Origin of the sequence: Paracoccus sp. SM22M-07, assembly GCF_001887735.1 — a bacterium.
GTDB lineage: Bacteria > Pseudomonadota > Alphaproteobacteria > Rhodobacterales > Rhodobacteraceae > Paracoccus.
Window position 1 is genome coordinate 422,558 of sequence record NZ_JPKW01000001.1, and the last position, 14,377, is coordinate 436,934.

The window sequence follows — 14,377 nt, forward strand, 5'->3', positions numbered from 1 at the left end:
TCCTGATGAATTCAGCGCTGTTTTTGGTGTCCCCCTGCCTTTTCGCCTTTCGGTGCCGCCCTATCGCACCTGCCACTTGGCCAGCTTGCGCGCCAATGTCCGGCGATGCATGCCCAGACGTCGCGCGGTTTCGGAGATGTTGAAATCCGTGGCCAGCAGCGTCTCGTGGATCTTTTCCCATTCCAACGTCTTGATCGTGGTCGGGCGGCCATCGGGCTGGATGTCGGCGTCGCCTTCGCCGCGTTCAAAGGCGGCCAGGATATCATCCGTCCCCGAAGGCTTGGTCAGGTAATGGGCCGCGCCCAGCTTGATCGCCTCGACCGCGGTGGCGATGCTGGCAAAGCCCGTCAGCGCGACGATGCGCATGTCGGGGTTCAGCCGGTGCAGATAGTCCACGCAGGTCAGCCCCGAATCCCCCGTCAGCTTCAGGTCGACCACCGCATGGCTGGGCATCACCGGCATGGTCGCATTGCGCATCTCCTCGGCCGAGGAGAAGCGGCTGACCGCGAAGCCGCGGCGTTCCAGCGACCGCTGCAGGGTCTGCGCCAGGTCGTCGTCATCCTCGACGATCAGGATATGGGCATCGGGGGTCATCTGCGGTCTCCGGTGACGGACAGCTTGTCCAGGGGCAGCTTCAGCGTGACCAACGCACCGCCCCCCGTCAGGTTCGAGGCTGTGACATCTCCGCCCAGCTTGCGGACGGCATTGACCACCAGGAACAGGCCCAGCCCCCTGCCCTGACCGGGCTTGCTGGAGTTATAGGGCTTGCCCAGGTTCGCCAGAACGTCAGCGCGAAAACCCGGCCCCCGGTCGCCGACCCGGATGACAAGATGCTCCCCCCGCACCGCTGCCGTCAGCTCGACCCAATCCGGAGAGACCTCGTGGGCATTATCAAGCACCGTGGTGACCAGTTGGGTCAGCGCCGCGTCGGCCAGGATCCTGACGTCGGGACTGACCTGATTGCGCAGCTTCAGCGGCGCGTGATCGTGGTTTTCCGACCACTCGGCCAAAATGTCGTCAAGGAATTCGCCGACCGAGGTCGGCACCGGATCCTCGCCCCGCAATTCGCCCGAGGATGCCAGGATGCCGCTGACGATGGATTTGCAGCGATCGACCGCCTTCTGCATCTGGGCGATGTCATGCTGCAATTCGGGATCGTTCGCGGTGGCAGGAATCGCCCGCCAGTCGCTGAGGATGACCGAGATCGAGGCCAGGGGCGTGCCCAATTCATGCGCCGCCCCCGATGCCAGAAGGCCCATGCGGACGATGTGATCCTCTTCGGCGGCATGCTGGCGCAGGGCGGCAAGGCGCGCGTCGCGGTCGCGCAGGTTGCGGTTGATGCGCGTCACGAAGGTCACGATCAGCACCGCGTCGATCAGCAATGCGACCAGCATGCCCGACAGATAGGTGGTGAAGAAGGGTTCGTATTCCGGCAGGCGCAGCGGCAGATGCACCCGCGTCAGCATCGCGGTCAGCAGCGCCGTCAGGCCGACCAGCCGCCAGCATTGGCCGGGCCGCAGCAGCACCGCCGCCAGCGTCACCTGCAGAAGATAGATGGCGATGAAGGGATTGCGCCCCCCACCGCTGAGGCTCAGCTGCACCGTCAGCAGCAGGATGTCGATCAGCAGCACCCAAGCCAGACCGGGCGCCCGTTTGCGGCGCAGCCAATGGATGCTGACAAGGTTCAGGCTCAGCAGTGCGCCAAGCGTCATGGCCATGAAGGCCAGCGGCAGGTCGATGTTCAGGACCAGTTCCACGAACAGAATTGTGACCAGCTGCCCGGCGATGGCCAGCCAGCGCAGCTGCACCAGCAGGCGCAGGTTCTTCAGGTCGGTATCGGCCCCGCCGGGGGTCGGTTCAAGGATCGTCCCGTTTCCGATCACCCGCAGCCTACCTTCGTCCGTGTCGCCAGACCAGGAATGCCGCGCCAAGCGTTCCGGCCGCAAGGGCGAACCATGTCAGCGCATAGGTCAGGTGCGAATTGCGAAAGGCCACCACCGTCAGGCCGCCCACCGGCAGGCCGCCCGGATTGGGGGTGGCATCGGCATCGACGAAGAAGGGCGCGACGGGACCGTCATGTCCGGCCATGATCGCCGCGACATCGCGGGAATACCAGCGGTCATTCGCCGGATCGTTGTCGCGCAAAAAGGCGCCCTTGGGCTGGGACATGCGCAGCAGACCGGTGACGGTGACCGGACCGGCGATCTGGCCCGCGCGGCGGGTGGCAGGGTCGCGCCGTTCAGGCGGCACGAAGCCGCGATTGACCAGATAGGTGGCGTCCGGTGTGTCCAGCGGCGTCATCACCCAGAAGCCCCCGCCCCGTTCGGTCACGGCCTGGACCAGTGTTTCATCGTCATGCTCGAAGATGCCGCGCAGGGTCACCTTGCGGTATTCGTCCGTGGTCGCAGACAGGGCGTCCCAGGTGGCGGGCAGCGGCACGGGTTCGGGATCGGCGGCCAGCCGGGCATCGACGCGGGCGATCAAGTCCTGCTTCCAGTGCAGGCGCTGCACCTGCCAGACCCCAAGCGACAGGAACATCGCCGTCAGAAGCAGTGTCGCCCCTGCCAGGATGGCAAGGGCGGGACCGGACATGCGATGGCGGGCGGGGGCGGTCACGACTGCCCCGTCATCCCCTGCGGCATCGGCATCATGTTGGCGTTCATATGATACATGACCCAGACAGACCCCGACAGCATGATGACCAGAACCACGATGGTGAAGACCAGCGAGATCATCGTCCAGCCCTTTTCGGATTTGGTGTTCATGTGCAGGAAATAGATCATGTGGACGACGATCTGGGCGACCGCCATGCCAAGGACGATCATCACCGTCAGCATGCGGCTGGCCAGCCCCCCGGCCATGACCAGGCCGAAGGGGATCGCCGTCAGGATGACCGACAGGACAAAGCCCGTCGCATAGGACCGGACGCTGCCGTGGTCATGGCCATCCGCATGGTCGTGGGTGTCGTGCGTGCTCATCAGATCATCCCCATGAGATATACGAAGGTGAAGACCCCGATCCAGATGACATCCAGAAAGTGCCAGAACAGCGACAGGCACATCAGCCTGCGCGTGTTCGAGGCCGTGAGCCCCGTGCGCAGCACCTGCACCATCAGCGTCACCAGCCAGATGATGCCGAAGGTGACGTGCAGGCCATGCGTGCCCACCAGCGCGAAGAAGGACGACAGGAAGGCCGAACGGCCGGGCGTCGCTCCCTCGTGGATCAGGTGGCTGAATTCGTAAAGTTCGATCGACAGGAAGGCCGCGCCGAAAAGCCCCGTGATACCCAGCCAGACCAGCATCATGGTCTGACGCCTGCGCGCCATTTCCAGCATCGCAAAGCCGTAGGTGATCGACGACAAAAGCAGCATCGCGGTGTTCAGCGCGACCAGCTCCAGGTCGAACAGTTCCTTGGGCCCCGGGCCGCCGGCGTAATTCTGGCCAAGGACCGCATAGACGGCGAAAAGGACCGCGAAGATCAGGCAATCGCTCATCAGATAGATCCAGAACCCCAGCATGGTGCTGGCGCCTTCGGGCAGGTGGGGTTCGTGATCCAGGTGGAACTGGCGCGGGCCGGTCTGGGTGACGGTGGATGACATGGCTTATGCCCCGCTTTCGATCAGCTTGGTGCGACGGGCTTCGGTATCCACCACGGTCTGGACCGGGATGTAGAAGTCGCGCTTGGTGTTGAAGGTATGGCCGATCGCCACCGCCAGGATGCCCAGGAAGGACAGGGCGGCCAGCCACCAGATGTACCAGACAAGGGCGAAGCCGCAGGCCACGCTGAGGCCGGCGATGATGACCCCCGCGCCCGTGTTCCGGGGCATGTGGATCGCCTCGTATCCGGTCAGCGGACGTTCATAGCCGTGGGACTTCATGTCGTGCCAGGCGTCGATGTCATGGACCACCGGCGTGAAGGGGAAATTGTAGTCGGCCGGCGGCGACGAGGTCGCCCATTCCAGCGTCCGCCCCTGCCAGGGATCGCCCGTGACGTCGCGGTTCTTCTTGCGGTCGCGGACGGACACGGCGATCTGGATCAGGAAGGCCGCGATGCCCACCGCGATCAGTGCCGCGCCGAAGCCCGCGATGATGAACCAGATCTGCAGGCTGGGGTCGTCGAAGACCCGCATCCGGCGCGTCACGCCCATCAGGCCCAGCACGTAAAGCGGCGTGAAGGCGAACCAGTAGCCCGCGACCCAGAACCAGAACGAGATCTTGCCCCAGAATTCATCCAGCTTGAAGCCGAAGGCCTTGGGGAACCAATAGTTCATCCCCGCGAACAGGCCGAACAGCACGCCGCCGATGATGACGTTGTGGAAATGCGCGATCAGGAACAGCGAATTGTGCAGCACGAAATCGGCGGGCGGCACGGCCAGCAGGACGCCCGTCATCCCCCCCACGGTGAAGGTGATCATGAAGGCGATGGTCCACAGCATCGGCAGTTCGAACCGCACGCGGCCGCGATACATGGTGAACAGCCAGTTGAACAGCTTGGCCCCCGTCGGGATCGAGATGATCATCGTGGTGATCCCGAAGAACGAGTTCACCGACGCGCCCGACCCCATGGTGAAGAAGTGGTGCAGCCAGACCAGATAGGACAGGATCGTGATGCAGACCGTCGCATAGACCATCGAGGTATAGCCGAAGAGCCGCTTGCCCGAGAACGCCGAGGTCACCTCGGAGAAGATGCCGAAGGCGGGCAGGATCAGGATATAGACCTCCGGATGGCCCCAGATCCAGATCAGGTTCACGTACATCATGGGATTGCCGCCCATGTCGTTGGTGAAGAAATGCGTGCCGACATAGCGGTCCAGCGTCATCAGCACCAGGACGGCCGTCAGCACCGGGAAGGACGCCACGATCAGAACGTTGGTGCAAAGCGAGGTCCAGGTGAAGATCGGCATCTTCATCATGGTCATGCCGGGCGCGCGCATCTTGATGATGGTGACCAGCAGGTTGATGCCCGACAGGGTCGTGCCCACGCCCGCGATCTGAAGCCCCCAGATATAGTAGTCGACGCCGACGCCCGGGCTTGCCTCGGCCCCCGACAGGGGCGGCATGGCCAGCCAGCCGGTCATGGCGAATTCGCCGATGAACAGCGACATCATGACGATCAAAGCGCCGCCCACCGTCATCCAGAACGAGAAGTTGTTCAGGAACGGAAAGGACACGTCCCGCGCGCCGATCTGCAGGGGCACGACATAGTTCATCAGGCCCGTCACCATCGGCATGGCCACGAAGAAGATCATGATCACGCCATGCGCGGTGAAGACCTGATCATAATGGTGGGCGTTCAGATAGCCCTCGGACCCGCCGAACGCCATCGCCTGCTGCAGGCGCATCATGATCGCGTCGGCAAAGCCGCGCAGCAGCATGACGACACCCAGGATCATGTACATGATGCCGATCTTCTTGTGATCGACCGAGGTGAACCACTGGGACCACAGATAGCCCCAGAGGCGGAAATAGGTCAGCGCGGCAACCCCGGCGATCCCGCCCAGGGCCACCACCGCGAAGGTGGCGACCAGGATGGGTTCGTGCAGCGGTATGGCGTCGAATGTCAGGCGACCGAACAGGAAGGAGGTGTTCGGATCTTGCATGGGCGATGTCATGGTTCGGTCCGATTACTGGTTGTCGGGATTGGGCTGGGTGGCATCGGGCTGGGCGGGATCGGGCTGGAACAGGGGCATGAAGTCCCGGCCCAGCCCATGACCGCGCAGCATGCGCCTGTCGGCATCGGTGGCGGTCTTGTCGGCCTCGGGGGTGTCGGACTGCATTTCGTCCTCGCCGCCGTTGCGGCTGACATCCATGCCCTCCATGCCGTGACCGTCATGGGACATGGCGCCGTGATCGGCATGCTGGCCCTGATGCTGGCCATGGGCCATCTCGGCGCCGCCGGATCGGGTGTGCATGTCCTGCATCATCATGTCGTTCATGCACATCTGGCCCGGTTCGACGCACATGTTCAGGATGTCGTGGTAGAGACCGTCCTCGACGCCCGCGAAATGCATGGGGGGAACGTTTTCGGAAGGCTGGACCAGGTCCAGATAGGTGTCGCGGTCCAGCGTGGCGTCCTGCGCCTGGACATCAGCGACCCAGTCATCAAAGCCCGCATCGTCCATGCCGTGGAACTTGAAGCGCATGCCGGAAAAGCCCGCGCCGGAATAGTTGGACGAAAACCCGTCATAGACGCCCTCTTCGTTGATGACGCCGTGCAGGGCGGTTTCCATGCCAGGCATGGTATAGATCATGCCGGCCAGCGTCGGGATATAGAAGGCGTTCATCACCGAGGACGAGGTCAGCTTGAACTCGATCGGGCGGTCGACGGGGGCGGCCAGTTCGTTCACGGTCGCGATGCCGTATTGGGGATAGATGAACATCCATTTCCAATCCAGCGACACCACCTGGACCTGCAGCGGTTCGTGTTCGTCGGTCACCACCATCTCTTTCGAAATGCGGTCCAGCTTGCGATAGGGGTCCAGAAGATGCGTGCCGACCCAGGTCAGCCCCCCAAGGCAGATGATGATCAGCAGCGGCGCGGCCCAGATCACCACCTCCAGCTTGGTCGAATGGCTCCAGTCGGGGGCATAGGTGGCATCGGTGTTCGAGGCGCGGTATTTCCACGCGAAGAAGACCACCAGGCAGATCACCGGAACGATGATCAGCAGCATCAGCAGGGTCGAGGTGACCAGGACATCCCTTTGCCGCGCTGCCACGTCGCCCGACGGCGACAGGACCACCGCATCACATGCGGACAGAAGGGCCGGGAGGGTCAACAGGGCGGTAAGGTGCAAACGTTTCAAGGCGTTTTCCAGTCCGATGGTCCATGAAATGACGGGTTTGGGGCGGGCCGGGGCCACGCCGAGCCGCAGCGATACGCCCCGCGCCACGGGACCGACATTGGACAATTTGCCCAATGCACATATCCTGCGAACAGGCGCAGGAACGCCGCTGAATTCATGACAATCGCGAACGGAGCAACAGCGGCATGACCAGCACAGCCTCGACCATCGCCGAAAAGGACGCCCGCGCGCATCACGACGCGCCGGTCCCGCTGGAACCCAGCGAGATTTCCATCGGCGTCGTCATCGGGCGGACATCCGAATTTTTCGATTTCTTCGTCTATGCCATCGCATCGGTCCTGGTCTTTCCCGACCTGATCTTTTCCTTCACCGATCCGCTGCGCGGGACGCTCTATTCCTTCGCGATCTTCGCGCTGGCCTTCATCGCCCGCCCCGTCGGCACCGCGGTCTTCACGCTGATCGACAAGAATTACGGGCGCGGGGCCAAGCTGACATCGGCGCTGTTCCTGCTGGGGGCATCGACGGCGATGCTGGCCTTCCTGCCCAGCTATGAACAGGTCGGCGCCTATGCGATCCTGTTCCTGGCGATCCTGCGCATCGGTCAGGGGATGGCGCTTGGCGGGGCCTGGGACGGCCTGGCGTCTCTTCTGGCGATGAACGCCCCCAAGGGGCGCCAGGGCTGGTACGCGATGATCCCGCAGTTGGGCGCACCGCTGGGGCTGATCGTCGCCAGCGGGTTGTTCGTCTTTCTGGTCACCAGCCTCAGCGCGCGCGATTTCCTGGATTTCGGCTGGCGCTATCCCTTCTTCGTGGCCTTCGCGATCAACGTGGTGGCGCTGTTCGCCCGCCTGCGCATCATCGCGACGCCGGAATACGAAAAGCAGTTCGACAACCTGGAACTGACCCCTGTCCGCGCCAGCGAGACCATCAAGGCCGAAGGCCGCCACCTGCTGCTGGGGGCCTTCACGCCCTTGGCCAGCTTTGCACTGTTCCACATGGTGACGGTCTATCCGCTGTCCTGGGTGTTCCTGTTCACCGACGAATCCCCCGCCGGTTTCCTGGTGATCGAGATCGTGGGCGCCGTCATCGGCCTGCTGGCGGTGATGATGTCGGGGATCGTGGCGGACCGGATCGGACGCCTGCGCCTGTTGTCGATGTGTTCCGTCGCGATCGGCATCTTTGCACTGTTCGCGCCCCTGCTGCTGAATGGCGGAGCCGTGGGCGAGGTGATCTACATGGTCGTGGGCTTTGCCATCCTGGGCCTGTCCTTCGGCCAATGTTCGGGCGCGGTCGCGGCACGCTTTTCCAAACGCTACCGCTATACCGGATCGGCGCTGACCTCGGACATCGCCTGGCTGATCGGCGCGGGCTTTGCCCCCGTGGTGGCGCTGCTGCTGTCCAGCACCTTCGGCCTGTGGAGCGGCGGCGCCTATCTGCTGTCGGGCGCGATCTGCACTTATATCGCGCTGCGCATGACCAAGCAGCTGGATTTCCAGTCCTGACCCCTGCCCCGGCCTGCGCGTCGGCCTGAACAGGCGGCGAAGCGATCATCGCTTCGCCGCTTTTTTTCGGCATGCCTGGTAAGCGCCATGACGAAGGGTTCAGGCGGGCGTCGGCCCGGGCCGCTTCTTCGCGCCGGTGCTGTCCCTCAGGATCAACCGGCCCGTGACCAGCACCTTCATCGGGGGCTGGGGTCGGCTGCTGTTGATGATGTCGTCCAGCAGGTTCACGGCCATCGCACCGATCTGGCGCTTGGGGACATCGACCGTGGACAGCGCGGGCGACAGCAGGCTGCTCATCGGCAGATTGTCAAAGCCCACCACGGCGACATCGTCGGGAATGCGGTGACCAATTTCCTGCAGCGCACGCATCAGCCCATGGGCGACGATGTCGTTCACGCAGAAATAGGCATCCGCAATGCCGTCCTGCGCCGCAAGATGCTGTCTGGCCTGGGCATAGGCGCCCTCACGCGTGGCCGCCACGCTCAGGATGTCCTGCCGGGCCACCTTGATGCCCAGGCTGGCGCAGGCGCGGCGGAACGCTTCGTCCCGCAGCCGGAAATTCGCCACATCCGAATGGCTGCCGACAAACCCGATGCGTTCGAATCGGGCCGTTTTCAGATGCGAGACCACGGCGAAGACGGCCTGATCATTGTCCATGTCCACGAAATTCGCACTTAAGTGACGGTGATAGGTGTCGATGAAGACGGTCGGATGCCGACCGGGCGACAGCGCCTCGATATCATCCTCGGACAGTTCGGTGCCTAGGATCACCTGCCCCTGCACATCGCCCGTATTCGACAGGACGGACATGTCCAGACCCTCATGCGCCACGACTTCCAGGGTATAGCCCCGACGCGTGGCGGCATGCGACATGCCGTCGATATAGTCCGAGATGAAGTGATTGTGGTCGCGGTTCACCGTCTCGCCATGCTTGGACAGCTTGAGGAAACGCAGCGTCGGCGTGGCATCGGACCGGGTTCTGGATGGCCGTGGGGCATAGCCCAGTTCGGCGGCCGCGGCCAGCACGCGGTCGCGGGTGCCCTGCGTGATGTCACCCTTGCCATTCAGCACAAGCGACGCGGTCGAGGCCGAGATCCCGGCGCGTTCGGCCACCTGGCGCAAAGTCACGGGTTTGCTGACTGGTCCATCCATCCTTCGAATACCCGCTTTCTCAGATTTCGGCTCTCATACAGGACCGACCGCCTCGAAGCCCAGCGCTCGTTGCGGTGTCACCTCTACAAAGCCGTTGCGCGACTGACAACTTGCTGCTAGCGTTTTACTAAATCAAGCGTAAGTTTTACTAAATCCTGGGGAGGAGAGATAGTGAGACGCGATGCGAACCTGCTGGTGCTGTGCGTTCTGAGCGTGGTGCTTCTGGCCCTTGGCGGGCTGGTGTCGGACGGCGCCTTCCTGTCGCCCTTCAATCTGCAATCCATGGCGACGCAGGTCCCCGAAATCGGGCTCTTGGCGATCGGCGTCATGCTGGCGATGTGCGCGGGCAATGGCGGCATCGACCTGTCGGGAATTGCCAATGCCAACATGTCCGGCGTCGCGGCGGGGATCGTCGCCATCTCTCTTTTCGACGCGACCGAAGCGCCCGCGCTGTTCACTCTGACCTTTGCCCTGGGCTGCATGATCGTGGGCCTGCTGGCGGGGATCCTGAACGGGATCATCATCTCTCGGTTCAACATCACCCCGATCCTGGCGACGCTGGGGACCCAGATGCTGTTCACCGGCATCGCGGTGGTGCTGTCCGATGGCCGGTCCCTGACCATCGGTGCGCCCGATCCCCTCTATGCCCTTGGAAACGGCGTGATCTTCGGCATGCCGATCAGCTTCCTAATCTTCGTCGCGATCGGCGTCGTGCTGGCCGCCATCCTGCGGCTGACCCCTTACGGGATGCGCCTGATGCTGACCGGCGCGAACCCCAAGGCCGCCGTCTATAGCGGGTTCCGCGGCGTGCGGATCATCACGACCACCTATGCGATCTCGGGGCTGCTGGCGGGGATCGCCGGGATCATCATCGCGGCGCGCAACGTCAACGTGAAATGGGACTATGGCACGTCCTACCTGCTGGTCGCGATCCTGATTGCGGTGATGGCGGGGGTGCGCCCGCAGGGCGGCCATGGACGCGTCGTGAACGTGATCCTGGCGGCGGTGGTGCTGCAGCTGCTGTCCAGCCTGCTGAACTTCATCGGGCTGTCCAATTTCGTCCGAGATCTGGCCTGGGGGATCCTGCTGCTGTGTTTCCTGGCCGTGGCGCGCTTTGATCTGATCAACCAGATCGCCGCCTTCGCACCTTCCCGGCGTCTCCCTCGCGCCGCGGAATGACGGGAGGATGAGGGTTTTCTACTGAGGAGATAGAAAATGACGACCAGACATCACGCGCTGACCACCGGCCTGAAGGCCGCCCTTCTGACCACGGTGATGACCGTGGCGGGATCGGCCGCATGGGCGCAGGACGGCAAGACCATCACCACCGTCGTGAAGATCAGCGGCATCCCGTGGTTCGACCGCATGGAAACCGGCGTCGACCTCTATGCCGAGGAACACCCCGAGATGACCATCTCTCAGGTCGGCCCCGCCACCGCGGATTCGGCCCAGCAGCTGCAGATCGTCCAGGATCTGATCGCCCGGGGCACCGACGCCCTGGCCGTCGTGCCGATGGACCCCGGCGTCCTGGAAGGCCTGCTGAAGCGCGCCATCGACCGCGGCACCATCGTCGTGACCCACGAGGCCGACAACCAGGTCAACACGATGGCCAATATCGAGGCCTTCGACAACGCCGAATACGGCGCGGCGCTGAACGAACGACTGGCCGAATGCATGGGCCAGGAAGGCAAGTGGACGACCTTCGTGGGGTCCCTGGGCAGCCGCACGCACATGCAATGGGTCGGCGCCGGCGAGGAGAACGCCGCCAAGTATCCCGGCATGGAACTGGTCGATCCGAACAACGAATCCTTCGACGATGCCAACGGCACCTACGAGACCGCCAAGGAGATCCTGCGCAAGCATCCCGACATCAAGGGCTTCCAGACCTCGGCCGGCAATGACGTCCTGGGCGTCGGTCGCGCGATCGAGGAAGCGGGCCTGACCGGCAAGGTCTGCCTTGTGGGCACCGGCCTGCCGAACCCGTCGGCGGCCTATCTGGACAGCGGCGCCATCACCGCCATCGGTTTCTGGGACCCGCAAAAGGCCGGCATGGCTATGAACGAGGTCGCCCGCATCCTGCTGGAGGGGGGCGAGCTGACCGATGGCATGGACCTGGGCGTCGAGGGCTATGAGGCGGTTTCGGTCACCCAGGGCGCCGGGGACGGCAAGCTGGTGGTCGGCAACGGCATGGTGATCGTCGACAAGGACACCTACGCCGAGCGCCTGTTCTGATCGTCCGTTCCTGACAGGGACCGCCCGGCACTATCCGTCCGGGCGGTCCGACATCACGACATCGCCCCAGGGGAGCCTTCTTCGATGAGAGACAGATCCAGTTCCGACGCCCCCTTCCTGGAGCTTCGCGGCATCCACAAGCGGTTCGGCGGCGTGCGCGCCCTTTCCGGGGTCGATCTGACGATCGAGGCGGGAAAGGCCTATCACCTGCTGGGTGAGAACGGCTGCGGCAAAAGCACCGTCATCAAGATCATGTCGGGCGCCCATGCCCCGACCGAGGGAAGCATCTTTCTGGATGGCGCGCTGATCCCCAAGCTGACGCCCATGGCCGCGCTGGAGGCCGGAATCGAGACCGTCTATCAGGACCTGTCGCTGTTGCCGAACCTGACGGTGGCCGAAAACATCGCCCTGGGCGAACAGCTGGTGGCCGGGCATGGCCGCCTGCTGCGGTTCCTGGACCGGCAGCGCGTCCATGACACGGCCGCCGCCGCGCTGAGCAAGGTGGGCCTGGACCCCGACCGGGCGCTGATGAACAGCGTCGTGGGCGACCTGCCCCTGGCGATCCGTCAGCGCGTCGCCATCGCCCGCGCCATCGCCGCCGAGGCACGTCTGGTGATAATGGACGAACCGACCACGTCGCTGACCCGGCACGAGGTCGAAACGCTGATCGAGGTGGTCAACCGGCTGCTGGACAGCAATGTCGCGGTCCTGTTCGTGACCCACAAGCTGGAGGAATGCTATCGGATCGGCGGGGATGCCATCGTGTTCCGCGACGGGCTGAGCGTGGCGCAGTGCCCCATCAAGGGCTTTACCCGCGGGCAGCTGGCCGAGCTGATGACCGGCCGCGCCATCGAATCCGTGCGTTACCGGAAGGGCGCCCCGGAATCGAAGGTGCTGCTGACCGCGACGCGGCTTGGCCGATCGGGAAGCTTTCGCGACATCAGCTTCAGCCTGCATCGCGGCGAGATCCTGGGGATCACCGGATTGTCCGATTCGGGCCGCAACGAACTGGCCATGGCCTTGGCGGGCCACCTGCCGATCGATGCGGGCACCATCAGCCTGGACGACAGGCCGGTCAGCATCGGGTCCCCGTCCGAAGCCATCGACCACGGCATCGGCTATGTCCCCGAAGACCGCCTGTCCGAAGGGTTGTTCATCGAAAAATCCATCCTGGAAAATGCCGTGCCGCTGATCCTGGGCCGCATCGCCAGCCGTTTCGGCCTGATCGATCGCGGCAAGGGCCGCGAGGCCGCCCACCGGATCGCCGCCGAGATGAAGCTGAACACTGCCGATATCGATCTTCCCGTCGGCGCCCTGTCGGGCGGCAACCAGCAGCGCGTCCTGATCGGTCGCTGGCTGAGCATCAACCCGCGCCTGCTGATCCTTCACGGCCCCACGGTCGGCGTCGACGTGGGGTCCAAGGAAACCATCTTCCGCGCGATCCAGGACATGGCCGACCGCGGGATCGGGCTGCTGATCGTGTCGGACGACCTGCCGGAACTGCTTCAGAATTGCGACCGTATCCTGGTGATGAATGCCGGCCGCATCGTCGAGGATCTTCGCGCCACCGAGGCGGACGAGGATCGCATCTATCAATCCATGCTGGCCAGCCAAAGCGAGCTTGCAGAATGACCGTGGTGCAGCACATGAACGACCCTCTCTCGGACAGCGCCGGAAAAGCCGCCCCCGGCCGTCGCGCCCCCAGGCTCTTTTCCTTCCTGCAGGCCCATCCCGAAGCGGTCAGCCTGCTGCTGCTGGTCCTGATCTGCGCCTCGGTCGCCGCCATCAACCCGGCCTTCCTGCAGCCATCATCGCTGATCGACATGGGCCGCGCCAGCGTGGTGACAGGCCTCTTTGCCCTTGGCGTCTTCACGGTGCTGGCCTCGGGCGGCATCGACGTGTCGTTTCCGGCCGTCGGTGCCGTGGCCATGTACGGGATCAGCACGCTGGTCCTCAACGTCTTTCCCGACATGCCGATGGCGCTGATCATCCTGCTTTGCGTCGGCGTCGGCGTTTTGCTGGGGGCCGTGAACGGGGTGCTGGTCCATGAACTCAGGGCCCCGGCGCTGATCGTGACCATCGGCACGCTTTACGTCTTTCGCGGCATCCTGCTGGTCTTCGTGGGAACGGTCTGGCTGATGGAACTGCCACCGCAGATGGTCGCCTTCGGGCAGTGGTCGCTGATCGACATCACCACCGGCAGCGGCGTCACGGTCAGCCTTCCGGTCTATTTCCTCAGCCTGCCGCTGGCAGCGGTGCTGACCTGGTTCGTCTTCAACCGGACGCTGATGGGTCGCGCCATCTTCGCGGTCGGCGGCAAGGCGGATGTCGCCGACAGGCTGGGTTACAACCTGCGCGCGGTGCATGTCTTCGCCTTCGCCTTTGCGGGCGGCCTGGCGGGGATGGCGGGCGCCATCCAGGCCTCGGCCAACCGCATGGCCAACCCGTTCGATTTCGCCGGAACCGAGATCATCGTGATCGCCGCCGTGATCCTGGGCGGGGCGCGGATCACCGGTGGCACGGGAACGGTCCTGGGCACGGTCATCGGCGTCCTTCTGGTGACGGTCGTGAACAACGTGCTGGTCCTCGTGGGGATTCCCAGCACCTGGCAACGCGTCGTCGTCGGCGCCTTCATCCTGCTTGCCGCAGCCTTCTTCGTCTTGCGCGACCGCAAGACCAACATCTGAAA

The 14,377-nt window shown here is 64.1% G+C and carries 13 protein-coding genes; 5 read left to right on the plus strand and 8 right to left on the minus strand.

Going from position 1 to position 14,377, the window contains the following annotated elements; all coding sequences use genetic code 11:
* Positions 1–60 precede the first annotated feature (60 nt).
* Genes IE00_RS02175 through cyoA form a run of 7 tightly spaced genes read right to left on the minus strand, consistent with a single transcriptional unit; the run spans position 61 to position 6,802 of the window.
* Positions 61–594 (minus strand): response regulator transcription factor, encoded by a 534-nt coding sequence (locus IE00_RS02175; protein WP_072295395.1) that lies wholly within the window; start codon positions 592–594, stop codon positions 61–63.
* Positions 591–1,883 carry an ATP-binding protein gene (locus tag IE00_RS02180; protein ID WP_139291278.1) on the minus strand — a complete coding sequence of 431 codons (1,293 nt, stop codon included), beginning with the start codon at positions 1,881–1,883 and terminating at the stop codon, positions 591–593. The genes IE00_RS02175 and IE00_RS02180 overlap by 4 nt, the downstream gene beginning before the upstream one ends.
* A gap of 7 nt (positions 1,884–1,890) precedes the next feature.
* The gene (locus tag IE00_RS02185; RefSeq protein ID WP_240493768.1) at positions 1,891–2,616 is read right to left on the minus strand and encodes an SURF1 family protein; all 726 of its coding nucleotides are present in this window, start codon (positions 2,614–2,616) and stop codon (positions 1,891–1,893) included.
* Positions 2,613–2,978 (minus strand): cytochrome o ubiquinol oxidase subunit IV, encoded by a 366-nt coding sequence (cyoD, locus tag IE00_RS02190; RefSeq protein WP_072295397.1) that lies wholly within the window; start codon positions 2,976–2,978, stop codon positions 2,613–2,615. Before cyoD ends, IE00_RS02185 begins: the two co-directional genes overlap by 4 nt.
* Positions 2,978–3,598, minus strand: coding sequence for a cytochrome o ubiquinol oxidase subunit III (cyoC, locus tag IE00_RS02195; RefSeq protein ID WP_072295398.1), 621 nt, complete (start codon positions 3,596–3,598; stop codon positions 2,978–2,980). Before cyoC ends, cyoD begins: the two co-directional genes overlap by 1 nt.
* A gap of 3 nt (positions 3,599–3,601) precedes the next feature.
* A complete protein-coding gene (cyoB, locus tag IE00_RS02200; protein ID WP_072295399.1) occupies positions 3,602–5,599 on the minus strand; it encodes a cytochrome o ubiquinol oxidase subunit I in 1,998 nt (665 codons plus the stop codon).
* A 24-nt stretch (positions 5,600–5,623) separates the two neighbouring features.
* Positions 5,624–6,802, minus strand: a complete 1,179-nt coding sequence (cyoA, locus tag IE00_RS02205) for a ubiquinol oxidase subunit II (RefSeq protein ID WP_083554012.1) — start codon at positions 6,800–6,802, stop codon at positions 5,624–5,626.
* A gap of 185 nt (positions 6,803–6,987) precedes the next feature.
* Between cyoA and IE00_RS02210 the strand changes: the two genes are divergently transcribed.
* The gene (locus IE00_RS02210) at positions 6,988–8,304 is read left to right on the plus strand and encodes an MFS transporter (RefSeq protein ID WP_072295401.1); all 1,317 of its coding nucleotides are present in this window, start codon (positions 6,988–6,990) and stop codon (positions 8,302–8,304) included.
* A 99-nt stretch (positions 8,305–8,403) separates the two neighbouring features.
* Here IE00_RS02210 and IE00_RS02215 read toward each other — a convergent pair whose 3' ends face one another.
* A complete protein-coding gene (locus tag IE00_RS02215; RefSeq protein ID WP_205949640.1) occupies positions 8,404–9,432 on the minus strand; it encodes a LacI family DNA-binding transcriptional regulator in 1,029 nt (342 codons plus the stop codon).
* 195 nt (positions 9,433–9,627) lie between these two features.
* On the opposite strand from IE00_RS02215, the gene IE00_RS02220 reads away from it, so the two are divergent.
* From IE00_RS02220 to IE00_RS02235, 4 genes are all read left to right on the plus strand, one after another.
* Positions 9,628–10,635: an ABC transporter permease gene (locus tag IE00_RS02220; RefSeq protein ID WP_083553973.1), complete on the plus strand. Its 1,008-nt coding sequence runs from the start codon at positions 9,628–9,630 to the stop codon at positions 10,633–10,635.
* 36 nt (positions 10,636–10,671) lie between these two features.
* Complete coding sequence (locus IE00_RS02225) at positions 10,672–11,688, plus strand: substrate-binding domain-containing protein (protein ID WP_083553975.1); 1,017 nt, start codon at positions 10,672–10,674, stop codon at positions 11,686–11,688.
* A gap of 84 nt (positions 11,689–11,772) precedes the next feature.
* Positions 11,773–13,320 carry a sugar ABC transporter ATP-binding protein gene (locus IE00_RS02230; protein ID WP_139291279.1) on the plus strand — a complete coding sequence of 516 codons (1,548 nt, stop codon included), beginning with the start codon at positions 11,773–11,775 and terminating at the stop codon, positions 13,318–13,320.
* Between the two features lie 14 nt (positions 13,321–13,334).
* Positions 13,335–14,375 carry an ABC transporter permease gene (locus IE00_RS02235; protein ID WP_072295648.1) on the plus strand — a complete coding sequence of 347 codons (1,041 nt, stop codon included), beginning with the start codon at positions 13,335–13,337 and terminating at the stop codon, positions 14,373–14,375.
* Positions 14,376–14,377: the final 2 nt, after the last annotated feature.

Bases quoted from the DNA above. Each gene is read 5' to 3' on its own strand.
- IE00_RS02175 (WP_072295395.1), bottom strand. From the start codon at position 594: ATGACCCCCGATGCCCATATCCTGATCGTCGAGGATGACGACGACCTG.
- cyoD (WP_072295397.1), bottom strand. From the start codon at position 2,978: ATGAGCACGCACGACACCCACGACCATGCGGATGGCCATGACCACGGC.
- cyoC (WP_072295398.1), bottom strand. From the start codon at position 3,598: ATGTCATCCACCGTCACCCAGACCGGCCCGCGCCAGTTCCACCTGGAT.
- cyoB (WP_072295399.1), bottom strand. From the start codon at position 5,599: ATGCAAGATCCGAACACCTCCTTCCTGTTCGGTCGCCTGACATTCGAC.
- IE00_RS02210 (WP_072295401.1), top strand. From the start codon at position 6,988: ATGACCAGCACAGCCTCGACCATCGCCGAAAAGGACGCCCGCGCGCAT.
- IE00_RS02225 (WP_083553975.1), top strand. From the start codon at position 10,672: ATGACGACCAGACATCACGCGCTGACCACCGGCCTGAAGGCCGCCCTT.
- IE00_RS02230 (WP_139291279.1), top strand. From the start codon at position 11,773: ATGAGAGACAGATCCAGTTCCGACGCCCCCTTCCTGGAGCTTCGCGGC.
- IE00_RS02235 (WP_072295648.1), top strand. From the start codon at position 13,335: ATGAACGACCCTCTCTCGGACAGCGCCGGAAAAGCCGCCCCCGGCCGT.